Consider the following 26009-nt stretch of genomic DNA (forward strand, 5'->3'; position numbering starts at 1 on the left):
CACCAAGGATCTCGACATTGCCGAGGCCTTCGCTGATTCGGGCTATACCGGCGAGGATGCCACCGGAATGGCCGAGGCGATCGCCAAATTGCTGAATGCCACGGCCCTCAAGGCAGGAACCGTGCTGCGCGTTGGGCTCGAGGTCCATGGCGATGTCGCCAAGATCGTTCGCACCAGCGTGTACGACCGGACCCAGCACATCGTCACCATCGCGCTCGACGACCACGACCAGTACGTGCCGGCGCAGGAGCCGGAGCCAAATCCCGAATTGCTGACGGCGTTCGACGATTCGCCTGCGCCCATAGTGCGCGGCAATCTGCCGAACATCTATGACGGCATCTACCGCACCGCCTATTCCTACGGCATGTCCAAGGCGATGACGCAACGGCTGATCAAGTTGCTGGCATCCAGTGTCGACTTTCAGTCGCGCCTCAATCCCACGGACCGCATCGAGGTGCTGTTCTCGCAGCCCGATGGCGACGACCAGGCGTCCGACGAATCCGAGCTGCTTTACGTCTCCGCGACTTTCGGCGGCACGACAAGAAATTTCTACCGTTTCCAGATGCAGGACGGCAGCACCGACTACTTCGACGAAAATGGCAGCAGCGCCGAGCAGTTTCTGCTGCGCAATCCCTTGCCCAATGGCCGATTTACGTCCGGGTTCGGTGCCAGGCGCCACCCCATTTTGGGGTATGTGAAAATGCATACCGGCACCGACTGGGCAGCTCCCGTGGGATCGCCGATCATCGCCGCAGGCAATGGCGTCGTCGAAAAGGCCGGCTGGGCCGGTGGCTATGGCAAACAGATCATCTTGCGTCACGCCAATGGCTACGAGACGTCCTACAATCACCAGAGCGCCTTTGCCAAAGGCATCGAGCCGGGTGTTCGCGTTCGCCAGGGTCAGGTTATCGGCTATCTCGGCTCAACCGGCCTCTCCACCGGTCCGCATCTTCATTACGAACTGATCGTCAACGGCACCAAGGTCGATTCGATGCGCGTCCGCCTGCCGGTCGGCAAGACGCTGAAGGGCGACGACCTCGTCGCCTTCAAGCGCGAGCGCGAACGCATCGACGACCTGCTCAAGCAGGAAGACAGCAATCAGTTGAAGGTCGCGAGCGCCAAGATCGAAGGCTGAGCCGACGTTTTTCGTCGTCAGCCCTGCTGATTCGCCGTGTCGCGCGCCCATGGCAGGCGCTCGCCCGAAACCGTCGTCCACGCAGTGATTGCCGAAAGCAGGCAAAGCAGCGCGGTCACCGCGGCAACGGCGGCGAATGCCGCGTCGCTGGCGGCAAGTCGTGCCGCATCGAGGCCGGGCGCCAGGCCGGCTGGCGGCGGTTCGCCGAAACCCGGAATGCCGGAGCCGGCACCGGTGCCGAGCACGCCAGCATAAACCCAGGCCGCCAGCGATCCCATCGCCGCCACGGCAATCAGGCCGCCGATGCGCGAGACGGCGTTGTTGATGCCCGAGGCCGCACCCGTATCCTTGTCCTCGACCGCCGTCATGATGGCGGTCGACAGCGGCGATACCACCAGCGCCATGCCGAGCCCCATCAACGCCATCAGCGGGAATACTCCCAGCCAGAAATTGTGGATGCCCCAATAGGCCAGCAAGGCAAGTCCGGCAAAGGCAAGAGCCACAACCAGACTGCCGCTGGCGATCGGAAAGCGAGGCCCGATGCGGTCGGACCACTGGCCGACCGGTCCGGACAACAGTGCGATCAGTGCCGACAGCGGCAGGAATATGAAGCCGACCTCGGCGGCACTCAGCCCCCATCCGGCGATCATGAGCATCGGCAGATAGAACAGATTGGCCGACAGCGCGAAATAAAGGAAGAAGGTCGCCACATTGGCGCCCGCGAACGCGCCGATCCGAAACAGCGACAGATCGATCATCGGCTCGCGCCGCCGGCGCTCGAAGACGATGAATACGACGAGCAAAACCGCACCGGCGGCAATGCTCGGGCCGGACATCAGCCCCTCCCCGTCGCCGCTCATCGAGGTCAGGCCGTAAGCAAGAGCTCCGAACGCCAATATGGCGAGTCCAGCGCCGCCGAGATCGAGGCTGCGCTTTTCCGCCGGCGCGTCGGCAGGGACCTTGGCCAGCAGAAGATAGATCGAGACAAGACCGAGCGGCAGATTGATGGCGAAGATCGCCCGCCAGATGCCATCGCCGAACGCCGACAGCACGAAACCGCCCAGCACCGGGCCGAGCGCCGTCGTCAGTGCCGATGCGGCGGCCCAGATGCCGATCGCCCGGCCGCGCTCCTTTTTCGGATAGGCTTTGGCGATAATGGCCAGGCTGCCCGGCACCATGATGGCCGCTCCGACACCCTGGATAGCCCGAAATGCAATAAGCATCGCCGGGTTAGGCGCCAGCGCGCAGGCAAGCGAGGCGGCAATGAACAGCACGATGCCGGCGACGAAAGAGTGGCGCAGGCCGAAGCGATCGCCAGCGGCGCCGCCGACGAGAATGAGGGCTGAAAGCGTCAATGCATAGGCATTGGAAATCCATTGCGCCTCGGCAAGGCTGGCGCCGAGATCGACGCGGATCGCCGGCGTCGCAATGGCCAGGACCGACCCGTCGATGAAGCCGAGCGCGGAAGCCAGGATCGCGGCGATCAGCACGAACCGCCGCTGCGCCTGCGGACAGAACGTATCAGCGGGAAGCGAGCCGGTCAGGGGAACGGCACCGGTACCGACTTTGGTTGGCATGTGCATGCCGCCTTACCTAGATCGCCGGCGCGCCGGCGACAACCGGCCAGCACGGTGTTCTCCTTGAAACCACGCCCCACCTGGCCACACAGGCAGGATCACGGCGCTCCGGGTGCAAACGACAGATGCCGTGCTAAGCTTCTCGCAGCGCTACGGACAAGGGGGAAATACCGCATGAAACGACCGCTCGAACCCTCGGCGGAAGGGCGCGGGCGCGTCGTCGGCATCACCGACGGCGTGTTCGCCATCGCGCTCACCCTGATCGTTCTCGAGATCAGGGTGCCGGCGCATGAAACGGTGCATTCCGAAAGCGAGTTGATCGCCGCGATCACAGCACTGGCACCGCGCTTCCTGACCTATGCGCTCAGCTTCCTGACGCTGACCATCTTCTGGTTCGGCCAGCAGGCGCAACACGGGCTGATTGCAAAATCCGACCGGCGGCTTGCCACGCTGAACCTCTGCTTCCTCGGCTTCATCGCCTTGCTGCCGTTCTCGACCGACCTTCTCGCCGACTTCCTCGAATTCAGGACTGCGGTGATCGTCTACTGGCTCAATCTTTTGATGCTCGGCCTGACGCTGCTCGCCAGTTGGCGCTATGCGGACAAGAACGGATTTCTAGCCGAAGGTGTCGACGCGGAGACCACCCGAACGGTCTATCTGCGCATCGTCAAGGCACAGATCCTGTGGGCCGTCGGCGCTGCACTCTGTCTGATCAGCCCGTTGCTCAGCGTCGGCTTCATCCTGGTGGTGCAGCTGATCTATGCCGCGGCACTGCGCGCGCCACTGCTGCGCAAGGTCATCGGGTGAATGGAGCGACGCCTGTCCGCTTTAGGGTGTGTTGAGATTCAGGTCAGGCCGAGCCGAAAATGGTGGCTTCCGAGAACCGGAGCGGAGCGTACTTTTGGGTACGTGAGCACCGGAAGCACAGGAAGCCGCCGTTTGCAGGCCGGCATCACCTGAATATCAACATACCCTACTCGACGAACTCCACCGTCACGCCGGGCGTCACGATCTTGGCGAGTTCGCGCGCATCCCAATTGGTCAGCCGCACGCAGCCATGGCTTTCGGTCTTGCCTATCTTCGACGGATCCGGCGTGCCGTGAATGCCGTAGGTCGGCTTGTCCAGCGCGATCCAGACCGAGCCTACCGGGCCGTTCGGCCCCGGCGGGATGGTCAGGATCCTGTCGTTTTCGCCCTGCTTGAAATTGATGTTCGGGTTATAGGTGTAATTGGGATCCAGCGCGACACGCGACACCGTATGCGTACCGGACGGCGACGGTGTGTCCGACGAGCCGATAGTCGCCGGATAGGTTGCGACCAGCTTGCCCGCCGCATCATAGGCGCGGACTTGCTTGTTGGACTTGTCGGCGATGATGCGCGCCACCGGCGTCGCCACCAGCCTGCCGAAATTGGCGACCTTGATGATGGTGCCTGGACGATTGAAATTCGCGTCCGGATTGAGCTTCTTCAGATAGGTTTCATCCATATGGAAGCGTTCGGCCAGCGCTTCGGGTACCGACGTGTAGCCCATGCGATCGAGCTGGGCCTTTTGGCTGTAGTCCTCCGGTATCGAGGCGACATAGGGACCGGCCGCATCCTCGGGCGTGATCGTATAGGAGGCGAAGGCATCGCCGCCGGATTGCGCCAGGGCGGCCTGGATGCCGATCGCGTCGGTCGATTTCAGATTGCTGCCGGTGATCTCATTATAGGCGGCGAGAGCCTTGTCGACATTCGAGCCGAAGCGTCCGTCGATGACGCCGGGCGACGCACCGGCACGGTCGAGCAGCACCTGCAGCGCCGCCACGTCCTCGCGGGCGCCGAGCGCAAGCGACGGGTCGACCGCCGTCTTGCCGCCAGTGCTTGGCGGCGGGGCTGTGTCTGGCGGCAAGGCCGCCTGCTCGTTCGGCACTGTCGGCTCGACCGGCTCGATCGAGGCCTCGTTGAGCTGCTGGCGCTCGATGGTGCGCGGCTTCACCGGCTGCGCCGCCTCCGGATAATCGTTGCCGTAGCCGTCATCCCGTGGCGCTTCGGGGAACGCTTCCACCGAATTGTCGCCATTAAGATCGTAGTCGTCGGCCGGCGGCACGATGATCCTGCCCTCGTCTTCCAATTGCCTGCGGCGGTAGCGCGCCATGTCCTGCGGGTCGTCGAGATAATAGCGGTCGTCCTCGACCGGCCCGAGATTGCGCAAGCGCTCACGGCGCAAAGCACGGCGGTCGAGCCTGGTCTGCGGCGGCTGGATGGCGATAACCTTGCCGGTCTCCGCATCGACGATGACGCGGTTTCCCCTGGCGTCGTAGTAGATATCGAGATTGCCGTTCTGGGCGATCAGGACGCCCCCCGTATCGGCAGCGCGAACAACCCCCGGTACTGTGTCCGCCAGCGGTGAGGCCATCGCATTAGACGCCAGCAGCCCGGCAGCAAGCGCTGAAAGGGTGAAGATGGTGCGCAACATGGTGGCCAAGATTCTCCGGTCCGTAAATGCCGCCGTCGGCGTTGTCCCCTCAGAGCCGCGCGTCCTTTCGGACGCGCAAAGGTCGCTCCAACACCTGAATCTCCGCATCGTGCTTTCCGAACATCGAATTCGATCTTCGGGCCGATGCGGCAGGCGAACCCCTTCGACGGCAAATCAGTTGTCAACCATAAGGTTCCAATATGAACCGGGCATGAAGATGGCGGATTTCTGGCCGATCAACCGACAGTGAGCCCCAATTCCTTGCGTGCCTGCTTCGTCAGCTTCAGCGCGACAAGACGGTGGCTTTCGCGCAGATAATCCTTCAGCGCCTCATCATCCATGCTTTCGCTTGTCCGGCGCTGGATCCATTTCATGCCGCGCGAGGCGAGATACGGCGCCGGCCGAAGGCCCGGCTGTTCCCTCAGCACATCATAGGCGATATCGGAGCATTTGAAGGTGACGAACGGCTCCTTGCCTTCACTCCAGCCGCCGATCGCAAACACCTTGCTGCCGACTTTCCAGACATGCGCGCCGCCCCACTGCACGACGTGGGTCGTCGAAGGCAGCGAGGCGCAGAAACTGTTGTAGTCGTCCAACGTCATCTGCGCCCCGCCAGTGGTGTTAGACCTTGAACCGAAGGTCGGCCGATTTTTCGGAAAAGATCATGGTCAAAATTGAAGATAGGAGTTCCATCCCGATTCGATCGGGATGGAACAGGCTCTTGGCTTGAAGTCAGGCGGCCGCCTCGGTTGCCACGACTGCCGGCTTCGAGCGGAAGTTCAAGCGGTCGGAGCCGGCCGTGACCTTGACGGTCGAGCCGTCGAGGATCTCGCCGAGCAGGATCTTTTCCGCCAGCGGATCCTGCAATTCCTTCTGCATCACCCGCTTCAGCGGCCGCGCGCCATAGGCCGGGTCGTAACCCTTGGCTGCCAGCCAGTCGATCGCCTCCTGATCGAGCGAAAGCGATATCTTGCGGTCGACAAGCAGGTTTTCCAGCCGCTTGAGCTGGATTTGGACGATCTGGCCCATATCCTGGCGGCGCAGCCGGTGGAACAGGATCACCTCGTCGATGCGATTGAGGAATTCCGGCCGGAACGAAGCCCTGACGACGTTCATCACCTCGTCGCGCACGACGTCGACATCCTGGTCCTCGCTAAGATTGACGAGATATTCGGCGCCGAGATTGGACGTCATGATGATCAGCGTATTGCGGAAGTCGACGGTGCGGCCCTGCCCGTCGGTCAGCCGGCCGTCGTCGAGCACCTGCAGCAGCACGTTGAAGACGTCCGGATGCGCCTTCTCGATCTCATCGAACAGCACGACCTGATAGGGCCGGCGCCGTACCGCTTCGGTCAGCGCGCCGCCTTCCTCATAGCCGACATAGCCGGGAGGCGCCCCGATCAGCCGGGCGACCGAGTGCTTCTCCATGAACTCCGACATGTCGATACGCACCATGGCGCTCTCGTCGTCGAACAGGAAGCTGGCCAGCGCCTTGGTCAATTCGGTCTTGCCGACGCCCGTTGGCCCGAGGAACATGAACGAGCCGAGCGGCCGGTTCGGGTCCTGTAGGCCGGCGCGCGCGCGGCGAACCGCTTTGGACACCGCCTGTACCGCCTCACCTTGGCCGACGACGCGCTTGCCGACCTCGTCTTCCATGCGCAACAGCTTGTCGCGCTCGCCTTCCAGCATCTTGTCGACCGGGATCCCCGTCCAGCGCGAGACGATATGGGCGACATGGTCGGGGCCGACCACTTCCTCGACCATGCCGGCCTTGCCATCCCTGGCTTCGGCCTGCTTCAGCTGCTTTTCGAGTTCCGGGATTTTGCCATAGGCAAGTTCGCCGGCGCGCTGGAATTCACCCTTGCGCTGGGCAATGGCAAGTTCGTTGCGCGCTTCGTCGAGCTGCTTCTTGAGGTCGGCGGCAAGCCCGAGCTTCTGCTTCTCGGCCTGCCATTTCGAGGTCAGCTCGGTCGATTCCTCCTCCAGGTTCGAGAGTTCCTTCTCGAGGCGGGCGAGCCGGTCCTTCGAGGCATCGTCCTTCTCGACCTTCAGCGCCTCGCGCTCGATCTTGAGCTGCATGATGCGGCGGTCGATCTCGTCCAGCGCCTCGGGCTTCGAATCGACCTGCATGCGGAGCCGCGACGCGGCCTCGTCGACCAGGTCGATCGCCTTGTCCGGCAGGAAGCGGTCAGCGATGTAGCGGTTGGACAGGGTTGCGGCCGCGACCAGTGCCGAATCCGAGATGCGCACCTTGTGGTGCTGCTCGTATTTCTCTTTCAGGCCGCGCAGGATCGAGACGGTGTCTTCGACCGTCGGCTCGTTGACGAAGACCGGCTGGAAGCGGCGGGCAAGGGCCGCATCCTTCTCGACATGCTTGCGGTATTCGTCGAGCGTGGTGGCGCCGACGCAGTGCAGTTCGCCGCGGGCCAGCGCCGGCTTCAGCAGGTTCGACGCATCCATGGCGCCATCCGCCTTGCCGGCGCCCACCAGCGTATGCATCTCGTCGATGAACAGGATGATGCCGCCGGCGGCAGACGTGACTTCGGAAAGCACCGCCTTCAGCCGCTCCTCGAACTCGCCGCGGTATTTGGCGCCGGCGATCAGCGAGCCCATGTCGAGCGCCATCAGTTGCTTGTCCTTGAGCGATTCCGGCACATCGCCATTGACGATGCGCAGCGCCAGCCCTTCGGCGATCGCCGTCTTGCCGACACCGGGTTCGCCGATCAGCACCGGGTTGTTCTTGGTGCGACGCGACAGCACCTGGATGGTGCGGCGGATTTCGTCATCACGGCCGATGACCGGATCGAGCTTGCCCGCGCGAGCGTCCGCCGTCAGGTCGCGCGCGTATTTCTTCAGCGCGTCGTAGCCCTGCTCGGCGCTCGCCGAATCGGCGGTGCGACCTTTGCGTACGTCGTTGATGACCTGGTTCAGCGCCTGCGGCGTGACACCCGCCTTGGACAGGATGTCGGCGGTCTTGGCCGATTTTTCCATCGCCAGCGCCTGCAATAGCCGTTCGACGGTGACGAAGCTGTCACCGGCCTTCTTGGCCAGTTCCTCGGCGGTCGAAAACACCTTTGCCAGCGGCTGCGCCAGATAAAGCTGGCCATTGCCGCCCTCGACCTTGGGCATTGCCTCCAGTGCCGTTTCGACGCCGAGCTTGACGTCACGGACATTGCCGCCGGCGCGCTCGATCAGCGACGCAGCCAGGCCTTCGTCGTCATCGACAAGGACCTTGAGGATATGTTCGGGGGTGAATTGCTGGTGATTTCGGGAAAGCGCCATGGTTTGCGCGGACTGGATAAAGCCGCGCACACGCTCGGAATATTTTTCAAGATTCATGCCTGTCTCCTTCCGTCACCGGCCCGCTTCGCGGCACCGGATCAGATTGCGGTGACGGACCCGCCCGTTCGAGCCGGATCCTGTTCACGCAAGATATGGGACGCAAACCACGGACCCTCAAGACGCCTCGACACTGGCGGACGCATAATATCGCGAGCGCACAAAACAAAACGGCGGAGATTTCTCTCCGCCGTCCAGGGTAAAGGATGCGCTAAGGTCGGCTGAACGTTTTTTCGATCAATTCTCGACGTCTGCGATCGCAGCTTGACCGCCGGGGCCTTCAGCCGGCGCTGCATCGACATTGCCAGCGTCGGTATTGCCAGTCTCGGTATTGCCAGTCTCGGCATTGCCAGTCTCGGCATTGCCCGTCTTGGCATTGCTTGTCTCGGCACTCTCAGGGCCGGCGTTGTCGTTGCCGCCATTTGCCTGTTCGACATCGAGGCGCGGGCGACGCGGACGCCTGGGGCGGCGGGCCGGGCTGTTTTCGGCAGCGGCTTCGTTGAGCTCGGCCTGGGCGGCGAGACCCGCCGGCGAAAAATTGTCGAATTGCGGTGCAGGCTCACCCACAAAGACCGGCTCAGCGGCCGGCACGGGCTCCGCCTGCGCCGGCGTCTCGTCGCGCCGTGGCTGTTCGACGCGCTGGCCACCCTGCTCGCCGCGCGAGCCATACTCGCCGCGCTGGCCGTTCTGGCCGTAACCGCCATTGGGGCGACGGTCGCGATGGCGTCCGCCATTGTTGTCGCGGCCGTCACGGTTATCGCGACCGCCGCGATTGTCGCGGCTGTTCTCCTGGTTCAGCGCCAGCTCGGCCGGTGTGCCATCGATGACCGGCTGCGGGCCGGCCCCGTGATTGACGGTCGAGCCCGACGTCTCGTTGGCATTGTTGTTGCCGGCATTGTCGAACTCGTCGCGATCCTCGTCGCCATCATCGTCGAAATCGTCGCGATTCTGCTGGGCGTTCTGGATCGGCATCTGCGCCTGAGCGGCTGCGATGATGCGGTTATAGTGCTCTGCATGCTGAAGATAGTTTTCCGCCATCACCCGGTCGCCGGAGCTTTGCGCGTCACGGGCAAGGGTTGCGTACTTCTCGGCAATCTGCTGAGCCGATCCGCGGATCTTCACGTCCGGGCCGTTGCTCTCGTAGTTGCGCGTCAGGGGATTCGGCCCCTTACGGTTGTTGTTGTTATTGTTGTTGCCGCCGCCGCCATTGTTGTTGCGACCGCGCATGCGCCTGTTTTGCTGTTGTGGCCTCATTAGACTCTCTTCACTTTGAAATTTTCGAAAAACTCTTCACGAACGGAGGCGCTCATGCGGCCAGCCGTTTCGTTCCTTCACCGGCGTTCGCCCGCATCAATTGCGTTGGCGCCACGTGCCATCCTGTTCCGGTTACTTCACTTGCCGGACGATTCCCGCACGAAGCTTGGGCGTCGTTTGCGCAAGAAGGCAGCTATTTCCAAGGAAAACCGAATCGCTAAGAGCACTGCCTGCTTCGTCTCATCCGGTTAAGGCGACCCTAGCCGCATTCCCCGGTATTGCCAAGCGCTTTTTTCGCACTGCATCACGGCTTCCACCGTTCGAACACAAGAACTCTGTCGTTTCCGCCGAGATCACGAAACGCCCCGACCGAACGGTACCCGGCCGCGGAGAATATCTCCGTAACCTGTTGGTGCTGCGTATGGCCGATCTCGACCGCAATCCTGCCTTGGAGTTCCAAATACGCTGCCGCTCCTGCGGCGATCTTCCTGTAGGGGCTCAGACCGTCCACGCCGCCATCGAGGGCCTGGCGTGGATCGAAACCGCGGACCTCGTCCTGCAGATTTCCAATGTCGTCTGAGGGTATATAGGGAGGGTTTGCGACAATTACATGGTACCGGCCAGAAACTTTTTCAAACCAGTCGGATTCGAGCGCCGTGAACCGGCCGGCGAGCCCCAATTCCCCGGCATTACGCATGGCTGTGGCCAGCGCCTCCTGCGAAATGTCGACGCCGGTGGCGGTCGCGGCCGGAACGGCGCTGAGCAGCGCCAGCGCAATGGCACCGGTGCCGGTCCCGAGATCGAGGATGCGGCAACCGCCTTCGCGTGCCGCCATCGCCTTGACGAAGGGCAGTATAGCCTCGACCAGCGTTTCAGTATCCGGCCGCGGCTCCAGCGTTTGCGGCGAAAGCGACAGGCGCAAGCCGTAGAATTCGCGGTAGCCGATGATGCGGTGTACCGGCTCGCCGGCGATGCGCCGCCGCAAGGCGGCTTCGATTGCCGCCGTCACGTCCGCATCGACCGCGTGCCCAGGATCGGCGATGGCCTGCGTGCGACTGGTGCCGGAAAAATGCTCGACGATCAGCCTGGCATCGAGCGCCGGATCCGCGATCCCGGCTGCGGTGAGCCGGTTTCGCGCCTCCCGCAGCAGCGGCGCCAGCGTGGCGGGCAGGCTGTCAGCCATCAATGCCGATATCGGCGAGCAGCTTCGACTGGTGATCGGCGATCAGCGCGTCGATGATCTCGTCGAGCTCGCCCATCATCACTCGGTCAAGCTTGTAGAGCGTCAGGTTGATGCGATGATCGGTGACGCGACCCTGCGGAAAATTATAGGTGCGGATGCGTTCCGAGCGGTCGCCCGAGCCGACCTGCGACTTGCGCGATTCGGAACGTTCCTCGTCCGCCTTGCTGCGCTCAAGATCATAGAGCCTGGCGCGCAGGATCTGCATGGCCTTCGCCCGGTTCTGGTGCTGCGACTTTTCCGCCTGCACCACCATGATGCCGGTCGGCAGATGGGTGATGCGCACGGCCGAATCGGTGGTGTTGACGTGCTGGCCGCCTGAACCCGAGGCGCGCATCGTGTCGATGCGGATGTCTTCGGCCCTGATGTCGATGTCGACCTCTTCGGCTTCCGGCAGCACAGCGACCGTCGCCGCCGAGGTATGAATGCGTCCGCCCGCCTCGGTCGTCGGCACGCGCTGCACCCGGTGCACGCCGGATTCAAACTTCAGATGGGCAAAGACGCCCTTGCCCGAAACGGTGGCGATGATTTCCTTGTAGCCGCCGACCTCACCCTCGCTGGCCGACACCGTCTCGAAACGCCAGCCATGCGCCGCGGCATAGCGCTCGTACATGCGAAACAGGTCGCCGGCGAAAAGCGCCGCCTCGTCACCGCCGGTGCCGGCGCGGATTTCGAGGATGGCGTTCTTGTCGTCGGCGGCATCCCTTGGCAACAGGAGGATTTGGATGTCCTTCTGCAGCGCCTCGATGCGATCCTTGACCTCCGGCAGGTCGGCCTCGGCCAAGGCGCGCATCTCGACGTCGGTGCCCTTGTCGGCGAGCATCGCCTCCAGATCGGCCTGTTCGCGCTCCGCGGCGCGCAATGCCCTGATCTTTGCCACCATCTCCTGGATGTCGGCATATTCGGAGGCCATCCTGACATAGGCGTCCGGCGCCGGCCCGGCCGACATCTGCGCTTCGAGCATGTCGAAACGCTTGACGACTTGATCCATACGGTCGCGGGGCAGGTTGATCATGGCGAAGTCTATAGCGGTATAGAGCGGTCGTCGGCAAAGGCGTGCAGCAGCGCCCGCATCGGCAGGCCATGCGCCGGCGCCATCAGATTGTCGTCGAAGAACGCTTCCAGCTCGCTGAGCGGCAGTTCCGTCAGCATCGCCTTGACCGGGCCGATCGATGCCGGCGACATCGAGATCGAGCGGTAGCCAAGGCCGATCAGCGCCATCGCCGAAATCGGCTTGCCGGCAAGTTCGCCGCACAGGGTCACCGGCGTATGGTTGCGCGCCCCGGCGTCGGCAATCTGCTTCAGGACGCGCAGGAACGGCGTCGAGAGCGGGTCGAAGCGGTCGGACAATTGGGTGTTGCCGCGATCCACCGCCATGACGAACTGGAACAGGTCGTTCGAGCCGACCGAGACGAAATCGACCGCCTTCATCAGCTCGTCAAGCTGGAACAGCAGCGACGGCACCTCCAGCATCGCCCCGAGCTTGAGGCTGGTCGGCAAATGATGGGCAAAGCGCGACAGATGCCGCACCTCGCGATCGATGATCTCGCGCGCCTGCGCGATCTCGCCGAGTTCGGTCACCATTGGCAGCATCAGCTTCAGTTCGCGCCCGCCGCACGCCTTGAGCAGCGCGCGGATCTGGGTGCGCAGCAATCCGGGCCGGTCGAGCGTCAGGCGGATGGCGCGCCAGCCGAGCGCCGGGTTCTCTTCCTGGATCGAGCCCTTGAAATAGGGCAGCACCTTGTCGCCGCCGATATCGATGGTGCGGAACGTTACCGGCTTGCCGCGCGCCGCTTCGAGCACGTCACGATAGAGCCGCTCCTGCGCTTCGGCGCGCGGAAAGGTCGAGGCGACCATGAACTGCAGCTCGGTGCGGAACAGGCCGATGCCGGCCGCGCCCGCTTCGGCCAGTTGCGGCAGATCGACCGCCAGCCCGGCATTCATCAGAAGATCGACCTGGACACCGTCCTTGGTCACCGACGGCTTCTTGCGCAGTTCGCGGTAGACCTCCTGCCGCCGCGCCCTGAAGCGCACTTTCTCAGCATAGGCCGCCTCGAGGTCGGGCTGCGGGCGCAGATGGATCGCGCCTTCCTCGCCGTCGACGATGATGGCATCGCCGTTTTCCGCCATGGAAACGGCGCCCTTCATCTGGCCGGCGACGGGTATGCCCATGGCCCGCGCCACGATGACGACATGACTGGTCGCGGCGCCGTCCTCCAGCACCAGCCCGCGCAGCTTGTCCCTGGGATAATCGAGCAGCTCGGCAGCCCCCATCGAGCGGGCGACGATGATGGCGTCCTTGGGCAGCGAGGCCGCGACGTCCTCCGGACCGCGCCCCATCAGCTGCCGCAACAACCGATTGGCGAGATCGTCGAAATCGCTCATCCGTTCGCGCAGGTATGGATCGGTCATGTGCAGCATGCGGGCACGCATGTCGCTCTGCACCTTTTCGACCGCCGCTTCGGCCGTCAGGCCGTTGCGGATCGCCTCCTCGAGCCGGCGCACCCAGCCGCGGTCGTTGGCGAACATGCGATAGGCTTCGAGCACCTGGCGATGCTCGCCCTCGAAGGCGACGTCGCGGCGCTCCAGCATGTCGTCGATGGAGAGCCTGAGCGAGCCGAGGGAGGCGTCGAGCCGCCTGACCTCTTCCTCGCTGTCCTCGTTGAACAGATTGGTGACGACGATGCGCGGCTCGTGCAGCACCACATGGCCGAGCCCGACGCCTTCGTTGAAGGACAGGCCGGTAAAGCTTACCGGGCGGCGCAGATCGAGCTCGAGGCCGGGCCTTGTCAGCCGCTCCAGATCGCCGGTGGCGATCATCTCGGCGATCACCATCGCCGTCGTTTCCAGCGCCTCGACCTCGTCGTCGCGATAATGGCGCATGGTCTTGTTCTGCACAACCAGGACGCCGAGTGTCCGCCCTGCCCGCAGCACCGGCACGCCGAGGAAGGAATTGTATATCTCTTCCCCTGTCTCCGGCAGGTAGGCGAAGGCCGGATGCTCCTGCGCGTTGGAGAGGTTGAGCGGCCGCGCCGAGGCCGCGATCGTGCCGACCAGGCCTTGGCCCAGCCTGAGCTGCGCCAGGTGGACGGCGTTCGGGTTCAGGCCTTCGGTGGCGTAGAGTTCGAGCACCGAATCGGCGCGCAGAACATAAAGCGAGCAGACCTCGGCAACCATGTTGGAGGCGATGTCGCGCACGATTCGGTCAAGCCGCTCCTGCGGCTCCAGCGGCTCTTGCATGAGCTCGCGGAGCCGTTTCAGCAAAACGCGCGGGCCGCTGGCCGAATCACGCATCGCGGCTTCTTCTCCAATAGCGTTTCAACCGGTGCAGGTTGCCCTGCACAGCGGCACAAACGCAACAACTCAATTAGAGCGCCATCGTCCAATTGGACGCATGAAGGCCGCTCCAAGACTTTCGATCCGCTGCATCCTGCCTTCCGAAAATCGATTCCGATTTTCGGGCCGATGCAGTCTGCTACTGCTTATCCAGACCGTACACGGAATGCAAAGTGCGAACTGCTAGTTCCGTATAGGGACCGTCGATCAGGATCGAAATCTTGATTTCGGACGTTGTGATGGCGCGGATGTTGATCGCGCGGTCGGCCAGCGCCTTGAAGGCGGTGGCGGCGACGCCGGCGTGGCTGCGCATGCCGATGCCGATGACAGAGACCTTCGACATGCCGGCTTCCGACTGCACCACATCGTAGCCGATCGTCGCCTTCAGCCGCTCGAGCACGGCCAGCGCCTTGTCGACGTCGCCGGATGGCACGGTGAAGGTCATGTCGGTGAACTTGCCGTCCTCGGAAATGTTCTGGACGATCATGTCGACATTGATGTTGGCCTCGGCCAGCGGCCCGAAAATGCCGGCGGCGACGCCCGGCCGGTCGCCGACGCGGCGCAGTGATATCTGCGCCTCGTCCTTGGCATAGGCAATTCCGGTGACGACCTGCTGTTCCACGATCTCTTCCTCGTCGCAAATAAGCGTTCCCGGCGGATTGAGCAAATCCCCCATTCCGGGTGCATCGGGATCGTCGAAGGACGACCGCACAAAGGTACGCACCCTGTGCACCATGGCAAGCTCGACCGAGCGCACCTGCAGGACCTTGGCCCCGAGCGAGGCCATTTCGAGCATTTCCTCGAAGGAAATCTTGGCCAGCCGCCGCGCCTTCGGCTCGATGCGCGGATCGGTCGTGTAGACCCCGTCGACGTCGGTGTAGATATCGCACCGGTCGGCCTTGACCGCCGCCGCGATGGCGACAGCGCTGGTATCGGAACCGCCGCGGCCGAGCGTGGCGATCCGGTTGTCCGGCCCGATACCCTGGAAACCGGCGACCACCGCCACCTGGCCTTCGCCGAAGCGCTTGATCAGGAACGCACCGTCGATATCGAGAATGCGCGCCGCGCCATGCGCGTTGTCGGTCTTGATCGGGATCTGCCAGCCTTGCCAGGAGCGGGCATGCACGCCGATATTCTGCAGCGCGATCGCCAGCAAGCCGGCGGTGACTTGCTCGCCGGACGCGACGACGGCGTCATATTCACGCGCATCGTGCATCGGCGACGCCTCGCGCGTCCACTGCACGAGTTCGTTGGTCTTGCCGGCCATCGCCGAGACCACGACGGCGACCTCATGGCCGGCATCGACCTCGCGTTTGACATGGCGCGCCACATTGCGGATGCGGGCGATGTCGGCGACGGAGGTCCCGCCGAATTTCATCACGATGCGCGCCATGGAAGCGAAATGCCTTTGACTGGATGCCGGACCGAAGGCCGAAAAGCGGAAAAATGCGCCAAGCTGTGGCCGGGCGCTCAATGCGCGGCCTCCTTAGCCAAATGACAGTCGTTTCGCAAGGCGTGCCGCCGCTGCCGGCCGGGCGACACACCAGCGCAGCATGGCGCCCGCATACTTCTTCCCAAAATGGTGCGCGCTTCAGCCCAGCTGTGCCGTGGCTCTCCACAGGCGCGGATAGTCGAGGACGAAACCGAGCGGCGAGACCTCTAGCGTCTCGTGGTAGCCGAACATCGGGGCGGCATAGGCGTAGTGTGCAGCATCGACGCGCTGATAGGTTTGCTCGAGGCGAACGAGCCTGAGTTCGGGAAATGTCAGATAGGCTGCCGGGGCGGGCGTCGCCATGCCGACATCGAGGGCAAAACGGCGAAGCGCCAAAAGGTTTGTGGCGGGCGTGAAGCCGAGATCGATATCGATGAGACCGTCGACTTCCGCTTGATGCTCGCCGTTCAGCGTCCATTGGCGCTCGGTCAGCCGGTCGATCCCATAATGCAGCTCTTGCGTGCCGAGAAAGCCGTCGGCGCGCGCCGAGCGTGTATGCCAGTCGGCATCGCAGTCCACCTCGTAGGCGATGCCGCACGGCTTGCCATCCTGGACCAAAAGCGCGTGTCCCCTGAGGTTCCACCCGGAACTCGCTTCCGACAGCAGGCAAGCGTCGTGGCCTTCCTGGTCAAGCCGGCGCCAAAGAATGGAAGCAACCGCTCGCATCATGCGCACTCCTCCGGTCCCGATGTCTCTGCTTCGTCCGCCAAAGCATTGGTGTTTCCTTCCGGCACACCATCAACTGACACGTGCTGACACAAATGCAGCAGGCGAAAGGCGCCGCCGGCAGGCATCGCGCGCATCGCGCCGCCGACGGTGAATTTCGCGCCTTGACATTCGCAGCCTCGCGCCCGACTTCCTAGCGTCCGAGGAGACCACACCATGCCAGAGCCCCGACGATCGACGATCGATGCCGGAGAGGTGGAACGCTTTTCCGCCCTTGCCGCCGAATGGTGGAACCCGAACGGCAAGTTCCGCCCGTTGCACAAGTTCAACCCGATCCGGCTTGCCTATATCCGCGACCAGGTGACAGCCCGCTTCGGCCGCGATCCGCGTGCGGCACGGCCGTTCGAAGGCCTGCGCTTCCTCGACATAGGCTGCGGCGGCGGGCTGTTGTGCGAGCCGATGGCGCGGCTTGGCGCCGAAGTGGTCGGCGCCGATGCCTCAGTCACCAACATCGAAGTGGCCAAGCTGCATGCGGCGGAAGTCGGCGTGAGCGTTGATTACCGCGCCACGACCGCGGAAGACCTGGCCGACGCCGGCGAAAAATTCGACGTCATCCTCAACATGGAAGTGGTCGAGCATGTCGCCGATGTCGATCTGTTCCTGGCCAAATGCGGCGAGATGGTCAAGCCTGGCGGCATCATGTTCGTCGCCACCATCAACCGCACGCTGAAGGCCCTGGGCCTGGCCATTATCGGCGCCGAATATGTGCTGCGCTGGCTCCCCCGCGGCACCCATCAGTTCGGCAAGCTGGTGCGCCCCGAGGAACTCGAAAAGGCGCTCGCCGGCGCCGGCCTGACCGTCATCGACCGCACCGGCGTCACCTACAGCCCGCTCGCCGACCGCTGGCAGCGCTCGAAGGACATGGACGTCAACTACATGGTGCTGGCGGAGAAGGCATCCGTCTGAGCCTTACGCCGTCTGGCCCCTATGTCTTCTGGCCCCTATGTCTTCTGGCTTTGCGCCTTGGTGGTGATGAACACGCCGGCGGTGATGATGACGGCACCGGCCCAGGTCAGCAATTGATAGCGTTCGCCGAGGAAGAGGGTCCCGGCAAACAGCCCGACCGCCGCCGCGACATAGCCGATCTGGCTGAGATAGACCGGGCCGCCGACCGCTTGCAGCCGGAAGAAGAAGGCGAACATCGCCGAGGCTGATGCCACCTGTGCCGCAGCGGTCAGGGGCACGCCGCCGAGCGAGCCGAATGCATTGCCGCCCAGCAGGACCAGAATGCCGGAAAACAGCATCAAGGCTGCTGCCAGATGGCTGCCGACGGCAAGCTCGATCGGGCCGGTGCCTTCGGGCCAGTCGACGGTGCGGTAAATATTGCCGGCGGCGAGGCTGACCGGGATGAGCAGGCCCATCGCCACCCAGAAAAATTCGGCCGGCTGGCCCGCTTCGCCGCGCGTCACCGCCACCATGACTGCGCCGACGAAACCGACGGCAATGCCGACGATGCCCAGAATGGTCGGGCGCCTGACGCCGAGCAGCATCGAGAACACCAGCGTGACGACCGGCGACAGCGTGAACATGATGCCGCTGTAGCCGGCACCCAGATGCGGAATGGCTGAAAACATCAGCAGATTGGGGATTGCGTAGGAGACGGCCGCGGTGACGAAGAAATAGCGCAGCCTGTGCGGCGTAAGCCGCATGCGCTTCCCGTTGAGCAGCAATGCGCACAAAAGCACACTGCCGGCACCAAGCGAGATGACGAAGGCCCAGACCATGGCAGGCACGCCGGCCGCCGTCGCGATCTTGCCGAACGGCAGCGTCAGGCCGAGCAGGCCGCCGGTGATGACCAGAAGGCCAAGCGCCGAGTCCCAGAGAAATTTCATCGCACCGTCCCGTCGGCTGTTCGCGGCCCTTGGCCAATATCGCAAGCTGAGGTAAGATAATATAAAGATTCTTCACGTCAAGATACATAACGGTGAGAGACATGGATCGCGCTGCAAAAGCGATCGAGCAATGGAAAAAGGAACGGCCGGATCTCGATGTCTCGCCGATGGCCGTGCTCGGACGGCTGAACGAGGCCGCCTCGCTGATCGCACGAGAGCGGCTGGCGCCGCTGTTTGCAAGTTACGGGCTGCAATCCGGAGAATTCGATGTGCTGGCGACGTTGCGTCGTTCCGGCCCGCCATACGCGCTGACACCGACGGCTCTCTACGAGGCGACAATGGTGACGTCGGGCGCGATGACCAACCGCCTCGATCGGCTCGAGAAATCCGGCCTGATCAAACGCGGGCCGCATCCCGACGATCGCCGCGGGATTGTCGTGCAACTGACCGAGAAGGGCCTCGCTCTGATCGACGAGGCGGTGGCCGCCCACGTCGCCAACGAGCACCAGATACTTTCTGGGTTAGCACGCTCGGAGCAGATCATGCTCGCCCGCCTGCTCGAAAAACTGATAGCGAGCCTGAGCTAGCCCAAACGGCAACCACCAGGACTCTGCGATCATTGCATTGGGAGTCGTAACTGCCAGGGGAGTTTGCCGATGACAGAACATGCAGTCGTGATTGCCGGAGGAGGTCCGACGGGCCTAACCCTGGCAGGCGAGTTGGCGTTGGCAGGCATCGACGTAGCCATTGTCGAACGCCGCCCGAACCAAGAGCTTGCCGGTTCGCGTGCTGGCGGTTTGAGCTCACGTACTCTCGAAGTTTTCGATCAGCGCGGCATCGCGGACCGGTTCCTCGCCGAAGGACAAATAGCCCAAGTCACGGGATTCGCGGCGATGCGTTTAGACATCAGCGATTTTCCGACCCGCCACAACTACGGGCTGGCGCTGAGGCAGAAACACATTGAGCGCATTCTAGCTGGATGGGTCAGCGAGCTGGCAGTGCCGATCTATCGCGGCCGTGAATTGACGTGTTTCGTGCAGGACGACGCCGGCGTCACCATCGAACTGTCCGATGGTGCCTCGCTGCGGGCAAGCTATCTCGTCGGGTGTGATGGAGGCCGCAGTCTGGTCCGCAAAGCTGCTGCCATTGAATTTCGAGGATGGGATGCGACGACCAGCAGCATCCTCGCCCAGGCCGAGATGGCGGAGGAGCCGCCACTGGGCATTCATCGCACGGCACTTGGCATCCACGCCTTTGGCAGGGAAGAGTACGAAATTCGTGACGGCAAGGTCGTCTTTGCCGATAAAGGTCCCATTGGCGTCATGGTCACTGAAAAGAATGTCGGCGCCACGACCGAGCCCACGCTGCGCGACCTCCGCAAAGCACTCGTCGCCGCATGCGGAACAGATTACGGAATCCATAGCCCAACCTGGATTTCCAGGTTCACGGACATGTCGCGGCAGGCGGCGGCTTACCGCAAGGGCCGGGTTCTCCTAGCGGGCGATGCCGCCCATGTGCATTCCCCGGTGGGCGGACAAGGCCTCAATACCGGTGTGCAGGATGCGGTGAACCTCGGTTGGAAGTTGGCCCAAGTGGTGAAAGGAACATCGCCTGAAGGCTTGCTCGACACTTATCACATCGAGCGGCATCCGATTGCGGCCCGCGTGTTGCGCACGACAATGGCACAGGTCGCATTGCAACGTACTGATGATCGCACTGAAGCCTTGCGTGAAATCGTATCAGAGCTCCTTGGGATGGAGGAGCCTCGCAAACGGATCGCTGCCGAGATGTCCGGACTTGGTATCCATTACGACCTCGGCCAAGGGCATCCGCTGGTCGGCCGCCGCATGCCTGACCTCGACCTGGCGACGCCTGATGGTCCCATGCGCGTATTTGCGCTCCTCCAAAATGCGCGGCCAGTGCTCTTGAATCTCGGCGCGCCGGGCAGCTTCGACATCAAGCCGTGGTCAGACCGCATTAAGTTGGTTTACGCCAAATGTGACGATCCATGGGAGTTGCCTGCGCTAGGCTTGGTCTCCGCTCCGATCGCAGTTTTAATCCGACCCGATGGATATGTTGCTTGGGTAGGCGACGGGACGCAGGATGGTCTTCAAGACGCGATGAACACCTGGTTCGGACAACCGGGCTAAGAACCGCAAAAACCAGTTAGCTCTTGATCTGGTTGAATGGTCCCGAAATCAAACGACCACGGACGGCAAAAACTCAGATCCTGGCCGCCGAGCCTCGTTTGGGCCGGCGAACAGCTCTGATCTTGCCGCTGTTTCCGCCGCCACAGAAAAACTGGTCGCCGCCATCGGATTCGAGCCCCGACACGCCTGTCCCCGGCGGCATATCGAGCTTCTCCAGGACCTTTCCCGTTTCAGGATCGATCCGCCGGACATCGCTCTCCTCACCCTCCCAGGTGCCATGCCAAAGCTCGCCGTCGACCCAGCTGACCCCGGTAACGACGCGGTTGGAAACGATGGTGCGAAGGATTGCTCCTGTCTCGGGATCGACCTGATGAATCTTTCGGCCCCGGTGCTGCCCGACCCAGAGCGTTCCTTCGGCCCAGGCGAGCCCGGAATCACCGCCATTGCCAGGAGCCGGGATCGACGCCAGCACCTGGCCATTCTTCGGATCGATCTTCTGGATGCGATCCTCGGCGATCTGATAGAGGTACTGGCCGTCGAAAGCCGTTCCGGCGTGTGCCGCTACATCGATCGAGCGCACCACTTTGCCGCTCGCCGGATCGAAGGCGTTCAATCTGTCGCCTGAGGCAAACCAGACATGCTCGCCATCGAAGGTAACGCCGTCCACGTGGTCGACACCCGGAAAGGGTCCATATTCTCGAAGGATTTCGGCTGCGGATCGTTCCATGATTCCATCCTAGTAGCCCGGCAGTGGGCCGGGGAGTAACAAGATTGTCGGGAAACCCGTCAGCGGCGGGGTCATCCAGCGACGCGCCCGCCCGCGGCCGAACGACTGCACCTTGCCGGCGAGGGCGAGCTGCTCGAGCGCCCGCTGCACGGTACGCGAACTGGCTCCAAGCGCAATCGCCAGCGCCGAACTCGACCAAGACTCGCCGTCGGCGAGGAAGGCGAGTACGGCGGCATGCTCTTCTTCGACGGGCGGCGCCAGCACGACGACCTCACCGGCGCGGCGCGGCGCCAGCGCAAAGCCCCGCTTCGTAGCGCTCACATCGGCCAAGCTCCGAAGCTCCGCGCGAAGCCGCCCGGCTTCGACGCGCAGCCGCGCTCGATGTGATTCGTCGGCGTCCTTTCCGCGGAAAGCGCGCGCAATAAGCGTCGCTCTTGCCACGTCCCCCGGCCAGGCTTCGGCCAGCGCACGGGCCAGCGCGAACAGCACCGGGCGGGTCGCCAGCGAGACGACGGTATCTGCGACCCGCACGACATTGCGGCATGCGTCCACCACAAGCCCTCCCGACGCCAGGAGGGCTTCGACTTCGTCGAGCAGGAGGGGCCGTTCCTCGCCACGCGCGACAAGGCGTGCGGCCGGCGTGTCCAGCACCAGCGATGCGCTCTCCACCTCCGCGATCAGCGCGGGGATGCCGGACGCGCGCGCCGCTCGCGCCGCCAGGCCGAGGGCGGCGCGCGCAGGGCCGGTCCGCAAGCGGCGGATGGCGATGCCGGCGACAGCCAGCTCGTGGGCGGCCCGCGATGCCGGCGGCAGCGGCGAGGGATCGAAGCCGTCCAGCCTGCGCTCGGCTTCGTCGAGATGGCCGATCAGCAGCAGGCGCCGGACGTCGAGGTTGCGCGCATGCGCGGCGTTGACGCGGTCGCCATGCTTTTCAAGCGTTGCCCGCGCGGCGTCGAGTGCCTTGGCCGGCCAGGTAAGGTCGCGCGAGACGAGCGCGATCTCGGCCTCGGCGACGACACACCGCGCGCGGGCCACGGCCTCCCTCGGGCTGAATGCGTGCGCCGCCCTCTTGAGGAGAACCTTCGCCCGAACCAGGTCCCCAAGCTGCGCCATCGCGATACCGCGCAACGCCAGTGCCGGCGCATCGTCGCGCAGCGCAACCCGCTTCAAGGCGCCGAGCGGATCGCCCGCCGCAAGCGCATGCGCCGCGGCCGTGATCAGCGAGTCCATCGGAATCCCGTCACACTTGTCACTCCCCCGGCTTCGACATCCGGCGCTAAGTCCATCTCACCAACCAGTCGTATCGGCAACGGCGACTGTAGCCAACCTGAGTTGCGGGCGCGATTCTGCACTAGGCTCGAACGCAACGATAAGCACTAGGAGAGACACTATGATGATCCAAGGTACAACCATCCTGGTGACTGGAGCCAATCGGGGCATCGGTCGGGCACTGGTCGAGGAAGCCCTGGGCAGAGGCGTGAAGCGCGTCTTCGCCGCAACCCGCCAACCGATGGCCCATCCTGACCGGCGTGTGACGTCCCTGACCATGGATGTGACCAACGCTGCGCAGATCCGGGAGGCCGTCGAGAAGATCGATACTCTCGATATCCTCATCAACAACGCCGGCGTATCGCCCTTCGATGACCTCAGCGACCGTCGTGTGCTCGAACAACAGCTCGCCGTAAACCTCTTCGGCTCGTATGACGTTACCCAGGCTCTGCTGCCGTTGCTGGCCCGGTCGCGGGGAGCCATCGTCAACATTCTGTCGCTGGCCTCGATTGCCGCCGTGCCGTTTAGTCCGGCTTACTCGATCTCGAAGGCGGCCGCGTTCTCTCTGTCACAGTCGTTGCGCGTCCTCCTGGCCGGACGGGGTGTCAGCGTCCACAGGGTGCTTCCCGGCCCGGTGGATACGGACATGACCCAGGGGCTGGACATCGCGAAGGCCTCTGTGGAGTCTGTCGCGCGGGCAATCCTGGACGGAGTGGAGAACGGCGAGGAGGAAATCTTCCCCGATCCCATGTCGGAATCCCTGGCGGAGGGCTGGCGCAGCAGTGCGGTCAAGGCGCTTGAACGCCAGTTTGCAGCCTATGCGGAAGCAAGCCCGTCCAGTGAAGCAAGCCCGTCAGGCAGTGGGCATGAAAGAAGCAGCGAAACGATTACCCGCGAGCCCCATCCTTGCTGCTCGGCCTGAAACTGTAGACGCCTGTGCGGGGGTGGCGGCATCGCCGCCCCTCGGCGCCGCCCCCGACCTTCACGGCGCTGCCTGGCGAAGAGATGCCTCGCTAGGGCTGGAGCAGGTTGACGGATCAGTTGCGGTCGTCGGGAAAACTTGGAATAGGCAAGAACTCGACGCCGTCATCGGCGAGACTCTTGGCCTCCTCGAGCGTTGCCTCGCCATAGATGCCGCGCGGATCGCTCTCGCCAAAATGGATCTTGCGCGCTTCCTCTGCGAACTTGTCGCCGACATAATCGGCGTTCTCGCGCACCTTCTCGGCCAGCGCCTTGAGCTGCGCCAGCGCCTGCTTTTGCGCCTCGCCCATGGCCAGCGCGATGCTTTCGCGCTTGCGCCCGGTGGAGACCGCAGGCGCCATCAGCGCCTTCTCGACCTTGTGCGAGCCGCAGGCCGGGCAATCGACGAAGCCGCGCTTCTTCTGTGTGTCGAAATCGTCGTTGCTGCGGAACCAGGCCTCGAATTCGTGCTCGTGCTCGCAGATCAGGGAAAAGCGGATCAAGAGGCAGCACCCCTGAGCGGCATGGCCTCCGCCGAACCGGCGTTTACGGCAAAATCGCGTGCGTTTTTGAGATTCGGTATTTTCTTGCGCGCAGCGACTGACTGCGCCGCGTCGATCTCGGCGACGATCACCGCCGGCTCGTCATGCGCAGCCTCGGAGACGATGCGGCCCCAGGGATCGACGATCAGCGAGTGGCCATAGGTTTCGCGGCCGTCCTCGTGCACTCCGCCTTGCGCGGCGGCAACCACATAGGCGCCGTTCTCGATGGCGCGCGCCCTGAGCAGCACATGCCAGTGCGCTTCGCCGGTCTGGCGGGTGAAGGCGGCGGGCACCGAAAGCAGATCGGCGCCGGCCAGCGCCTCGGCACGGAACAGCTGCGGAAAGCGCAGATCGTAGCAGACGGCAAAGCCGAGCTTCGCGCCATCGATTTCGGCGACGACGGCTTCAGTGCCCGGCTCATAGGCGGCGGATTCGCGCCAGCTCTCGCCATTGTCGAGATCGACGTCGAACATGTGGATTTTGTCGTAGGTGGCAATCGTGGCGCCGTCCGGCCCGAACAGAAGGGCGCGGTTGGCAAGCTTGCCGTCGGCGCGCAGAATGGCGGTCGAGCCGATATGCAGGAAGATGCCTAGCTCCTTGGCCAGCCTCCGCGACGTCGAGACGACGATGTCCTTGTCTTCGGAGGTGAAGGAAGCGGCCCGCGCTTGGCTGTCGCGGATCAGCGCGCCGGTCATTTCCGGCGTCTGGACATAGGTCGCGCCAAGGCCTGCCGCCTCGCGCACCAGCCGTTCCAGATCGACCGCATTGCGCTCCGGGCTGGTTCCCGAACGCATCTGGATCGCCGCCGCCTTGAAAGCATCCCCCGACTTGATGGCACCCATCGTCATGTCCTTATCTGGTCGAGCCGTTGGCGAGCAATCTGTCCAGCCGTCCTTCCGCCTCCAATTCATGGAGATCGTCGGAGCCGCCGACATGCGTGTCGCCGATGAATATCTGCGGAAAGGTGGAACGGCCATGGGCCCGGGAGATCATTTCCTGGCGCAGTTCCGGCGAGAAGGAGGCGTCATGCTCGGTATAGGCGACACCCTTCCTGTCGAGCAGCCGCTTGGCCGCGGTGCAATAACCGCACATCATCCGCGTGTAGATCGTCACATCGACCATCGGTCAGCAACCCTGCCTCGTTCCGCTGTCATGTAGGCTATATAGGCGCCGATTCGTCGGCCCGAAAGTCCCCCGGCAGCACGCGCGCGAAGGTCAGTACGTCGACCGCGCCGGCACCGCCCTTCTTCAATGCCCTGGCGACCGCGCGGACGGTGGCCCCGGTGGTGTAGACATCGTCGATCAACAGCACCCGCCGGCCGGCGATTTCGATCTCCGCCTCGTCAGGCACTTTGAATGCGGCGCGAACATTTTCCTCGCGTTCCCGCCGCTCCAGCCCGACTTGCTGGCGCGTGAGTTTGACGCGCTTGATGGCTGATGGCGCGAAAGGCCGCTCCCCGAGCTGCGCCACCGCCCGCGCCAGTTCCGCCGACTGGTTGAACTGCCGCCGGAAGAATCGCCGCCAGTGCAGCGGCACCGGCACGACCACGTCGGCCTCGGCGATGAGCTCGGCGCCGGCGCGAACCATCCAGCGCGCCATCCACGGCGCCAGATCGGTGCGGTCCTGGTATTTCAGCCCTTGCACCATCTGGCGGGCAACGCCGGAATAGGCAACCGCCGCCCGCGCGCGCTCGAACGGCGGCGGGTCGGCTATCGCCTCCGCCGACAGGAACCCGTCACCCATATTGTGGGTGAACGGCGTGCCCATCACCGGGCACCATGGCCGTTCCAGCAACCTGAGTTTCGGCCAGCACGCACCGCACAACACGCCGGGCTGCGAGACATGGCGGCGGCAGCCGGCGCAGACCGGCGGGAACAAGAGGCGCGCTGGCCAGCCCAATGCCTTGCTGGCAATGCGCTTGATCGCAATACGCTTGATCTCTGGCATGGGATCGGCCACGTGGTTGGTCCTCCG

At 63.8% G+C, this 26009-nt stretch carries 23 protein-coding genes (1 of these 23 running past the window's edge); 6 read left to right on the plus strand and 17 right to left on the minus strand.

The window, feature by feature from the left end:
- A protein-coding gene (locus tag AC0L2X_RS25745; RefSeq protein WP_352491795.1) for a M23 family metallopeptidase crosses the window boundary here: on the plus strand, positions 1-1135 show its 3' portion. Its footprint begins 824 nt before the window's first position; only the last 1135 of its 1959 coding nucleotides appear in the window; its start codon lies beyond the left edge, outside the window; its stop codon occupies positions 1133-1135.
- A 17-nt stretch (positions 1136-1152) separates the two neighbouring features.
- Here the strand turns inward: AC0L2X_RS25745 and AC0L2X_RS25750 are convergent, their stop codons facing one another.
- Positions 1153-2712 (minus strand): MFS transporter, encoded by a 1560-nt coding sequence (locus AC0L2X_RS25750; RefSeq protein WP_473600566.1) that lies wholly within the window; start codon positions 2710-2712, stop codon positions 1153-1155.
- 174 nt (positions 2713-2886) lie between these two features.
- Here AC0L2X_RS25750 and AC0L2X_RS25755 point away from each other — a divergent pair, with 174 nt between their 5' ends.
- Entirely contained in the window at positions 2887-3519 is a 633-nt protein-coding gene (locus AC0L2X_RS25755; protein WP_473600567.1) for a TMEM175 family protein, read from the plus strand.
- 166 nt (positions 3520-3685) lie between these two features.
- Here the strand turns inward: AC0L2X_RS25755 and AC0L2X_RS25760 are convergent, their stop codons facing one another.
- The 9 genes from AC0L2X_RS25760 to AC0L2X_RS25800 form a co-directional block, all read right to left on the minus strand.
- Positions 3686-5167: a L,D-transpeptidase family protein gene (locus AC0L2X_RS25760; RefSeq protein ID WP_473600596.1), complete on the minus strand. Its 1482-nt coding sequence runs from the start codon at positions 5165-5167 to the stop codon at positions 3686-3688.
- 236 nt (positions 5168-5403) lie between these two features.
- Positions 5404-5769: an MmcQ/YjbR family DNA-binding protein gene (locus AC0L2X_RS25765; RefSeq protein WP_473600568.1), complete on the minus strand. Its 366-nt coding sequence runs from the start codon at positions 5767-5769 to the stop codon at positions 5404-5406.
- Between the two features lie 130 nt (positions 5770-5899).
- The gene (gene clpB / locus AC0L2X_RS25770) at positions 5900-8506 is read right to left on the minus strand and encodes an ATP-dependent chaperone ClpB (protein WP_473600569.1); all 2607 of its coding nucleotides are present in this window, start codon (positions 8504-8506) and stop codon (positions 5900-5902) included.
- Positions 8507-8743: 237 nt separating this feature from the next.
- Positions 8744-9733 (minus strand): DUF4167 domain-containing protein, encoded by a 990-nt coding sequence (locus AC0L2X_RS25775; protein ID WP_473600570.1) that lies wholly within the window; start codon positions 9731-9733, stop codon positions 8744-8746.
- Between the two features lie 331 nt (positions 9734-10064).
- Positions 10065-10943, minus strand: a complete 879-nt coding sequence (gene prmC / locus AC0L2X_RS25780; RefSeq protein ID WP_473600571.1) for a peptide chain release factor N(5)-glutamine methyltransferase — start codon at positions 10941-10943, stop codon at positions 10065-10067.
- The gene (gene prfA, locus AC0L2X_RS25785) at positions 10936-12015 is read right to left on the minus strand and encodes a peptide chain release factor 1 (protein WP_352566928.1); all 1080 of its coding nucleotides are present in this window, start codon (positions 12013-12015) and stop codon (positions 10936-10938) included. The genes prmC and prfA overlap by 8 nt, the downstream gene beginning before the upstream one ends.
- A gap of 8 nt (positions 12016-12023) precedes the next feature.
- The gene (gene ptsP / locus AC0L2X_RS25790; protein WP_473555297.1) at positions 12024-14294 is read right to left on the minus strand and encodes a phosphoenolpyruvate--protein phosphotransferase; all 2271 of its coding nucleotides are present in this window, start codon (positions 14292-14294) and stop codon (positions 12024-12026) included.
- Positions 14295-14475: 181 nt separating this feature from the next.
- Positions 14476-15729, minus strand: coding sequence for an aspartate kinase (locus AC0L2X_RS25795; RefSeq protein WP_254816709.1), 1254 nt, complete (start codon positions 15727-15729; stop codon positions 14476-14478).
- A 198-nt stretch (positions 15730-15927) separates the two neighbouring features.
- Positions 15928-16497, minus strand: coding sequence for a putative glycolipid-binding domain-containing protein (locus tag AC0L2X_RS25800; protein WP_352491803.1), 570 nt, complete (start codon positions 16495-16497; stop codon positions 15928-15930).
- Between the two features lie 213 nt (positions 16498-16710).
- Between AC0L2X_RS25800 and ubiG the strand changes: the two genes are divergently transcribed.
- Complete coding sequence (gene ubiG, locus AC0L2X_RS25805) at positions 16711-17460, plus strand: bifunctional 2-polyprenyl-6-hydroxyphenol methylase/3-demethylubiquinol 3-O-methyltransferase UbiG (RefSeq protein ID WP_352491804.1); 750 nt, start codon at positions 16711-16713, stop codon at positions 17458-17460.
- 35 nt (positions 17461-17495) lie between these two features.
- Here ubiG and AC0L2X_RS25810 read toward each other — a convergent pair whose 3' ends face one another.
- A complete protein-coding gene (locus AC0L2X_RS25810; RefSeq protein WP_352491805.1) occupies positions 17496-18386 on the minus strand; it encodes a DMT family transporter in 891 nt (296 codons plus the stop codon).
- Between the two features lie 101 nt (positions 18387-18487).
- Between AC0L2X_RS25810 and AC0L2X_RS25815 the strand changes: the two genes are divergently transcribed.
- A complete protein-coding gene (locus AC0L2X_RS25815; RefSeq protein ID WP_352491806.1) occupies positions 18488-18973 on the plus strand; it encodes a MarR family winged helix-turn-helix transcriptional regulator in 486 nt (161 codons plus the stop codon).
- Between the two features lie 69 nt (positions 18974-19042).
- Entirely contained in the window at positions 19043-20536 is a 1494-nt protein-coding gene (locus AC0L2X_RS25820; RefSeq protein WP_473600572.1) for an FAD-dependent monooxygenase, read from the plus strand.
- A 73-nt stretch (positions 20537-20609) separates the two neighbouring features.
- Here AC0L2X_RS25820 and AC0L2X_RS25825 read toward each other — a convergent pair whose 3' ends face one another.
- Both AC0L2X_RS25825 and AC0L2X_RS25830 read right to left on the minus strand, forming a co-directional pair.
- The gene (locus AC0L2X_RS25825) at positions 20610-21263 is read right to left on the minus strand and encodes a Vgb family protein (RefSeq protein ID WP_352491808.1); all 654 of its coding nucleotides are present in this window, start codon (positions 21261-21263) and stop codon (positions 20610-20612) included.
- Between the two features lie 9 nt (positions 21264-21272).
- A complete protein-coding gene (locus tag AC0L2X_RS25830) occupies positions 21273-22493 on the minus strand; it encodes a helix-turn-helix domain-containing protein (RefSeq protein WP_473600573.1) in 1221 nt (406 codons plus the stop codon).
- A 160-nt stretch (positions 22494-22653) separates the two neighbouring features.
- Here AC0L2X_RS25830 and AC0L2X_RS25835 point away from each other — a divergent pair, with 160 nt between their 5' ends.
- Entirely contained in the window at positions 22654-23454 is an 801-nt protein-coding gene (locus AC0L2X_RS25835; RefSeq protein WP_473555282.1) for an SDR family NAD(P)-dependent oxidoreductase, read from the plus strand.
- Positions 23455-23569: 115 nt separating this feature from the next.
- On the opposite strand, the gene AC0L2X_RS25840 is transcribed toward AC0L2X_RS25835, so the two are convergent.
- The 4 genes from AC0L2X_RS25840 to AC0L2X_RS25855 are packed head-to-tail and all read right to left on the minus strand — an operon-like array spanning position 23570 to position 25982.
- Positions 23570-23995 carry a DUF1178 family protein gene (locus AC0L2X_RS25840; RefSeq protein ID WP_473555280.1) on the minus strand — a complete coding sequence of 142 codons (426 nt, stop codon included), beginning with the start codon at positions 23993-23995 and terminating at the stop codon, positions 23570-23572.
- On the minus strand, positions 23992-24876 hold the full coding sequence (locus AC0L2X_RS25845) for a carbon-nitrogen hydrolase family protein (protein ID WP_473555278.1): 885 nt from the start codon (positions 24874-24876) through the stop codon (positions 23992-23994). Before AC0L2X_RS25845 ends, AC0L2X_RS25840 begins: the two co-directional genes overlap by 4 nt.
- Positions 24877-24886: 10 nt before the next feature.
- Positions 24887-25156 (minus strand): glutaredoxin 3, encoded by a 270-nt coding sequence (grxC, locus tag AC0L2X_RS25850; RefSeq protein ID WP_352566915.1) that lies wholly within the window; start codon positions 25154-25156, stop codon positions 24887-24889.
- Between the two features lie 37 nt (positions 25157-25193).
- Entirely contained in the window at positions 25194-25982 is a 789-nt protein-coding gene (locus AC0L2X_RS25855) for a ComF family protein (protein ID WP_473600597.1), read from the minus strand.
- Positions 25983-26009 lie beyond the last annotated feature (27 nt).

The sequence above is a fragment of the Mesorhizobium sp. WSM4828 genome (assembly GCF_055811175.1).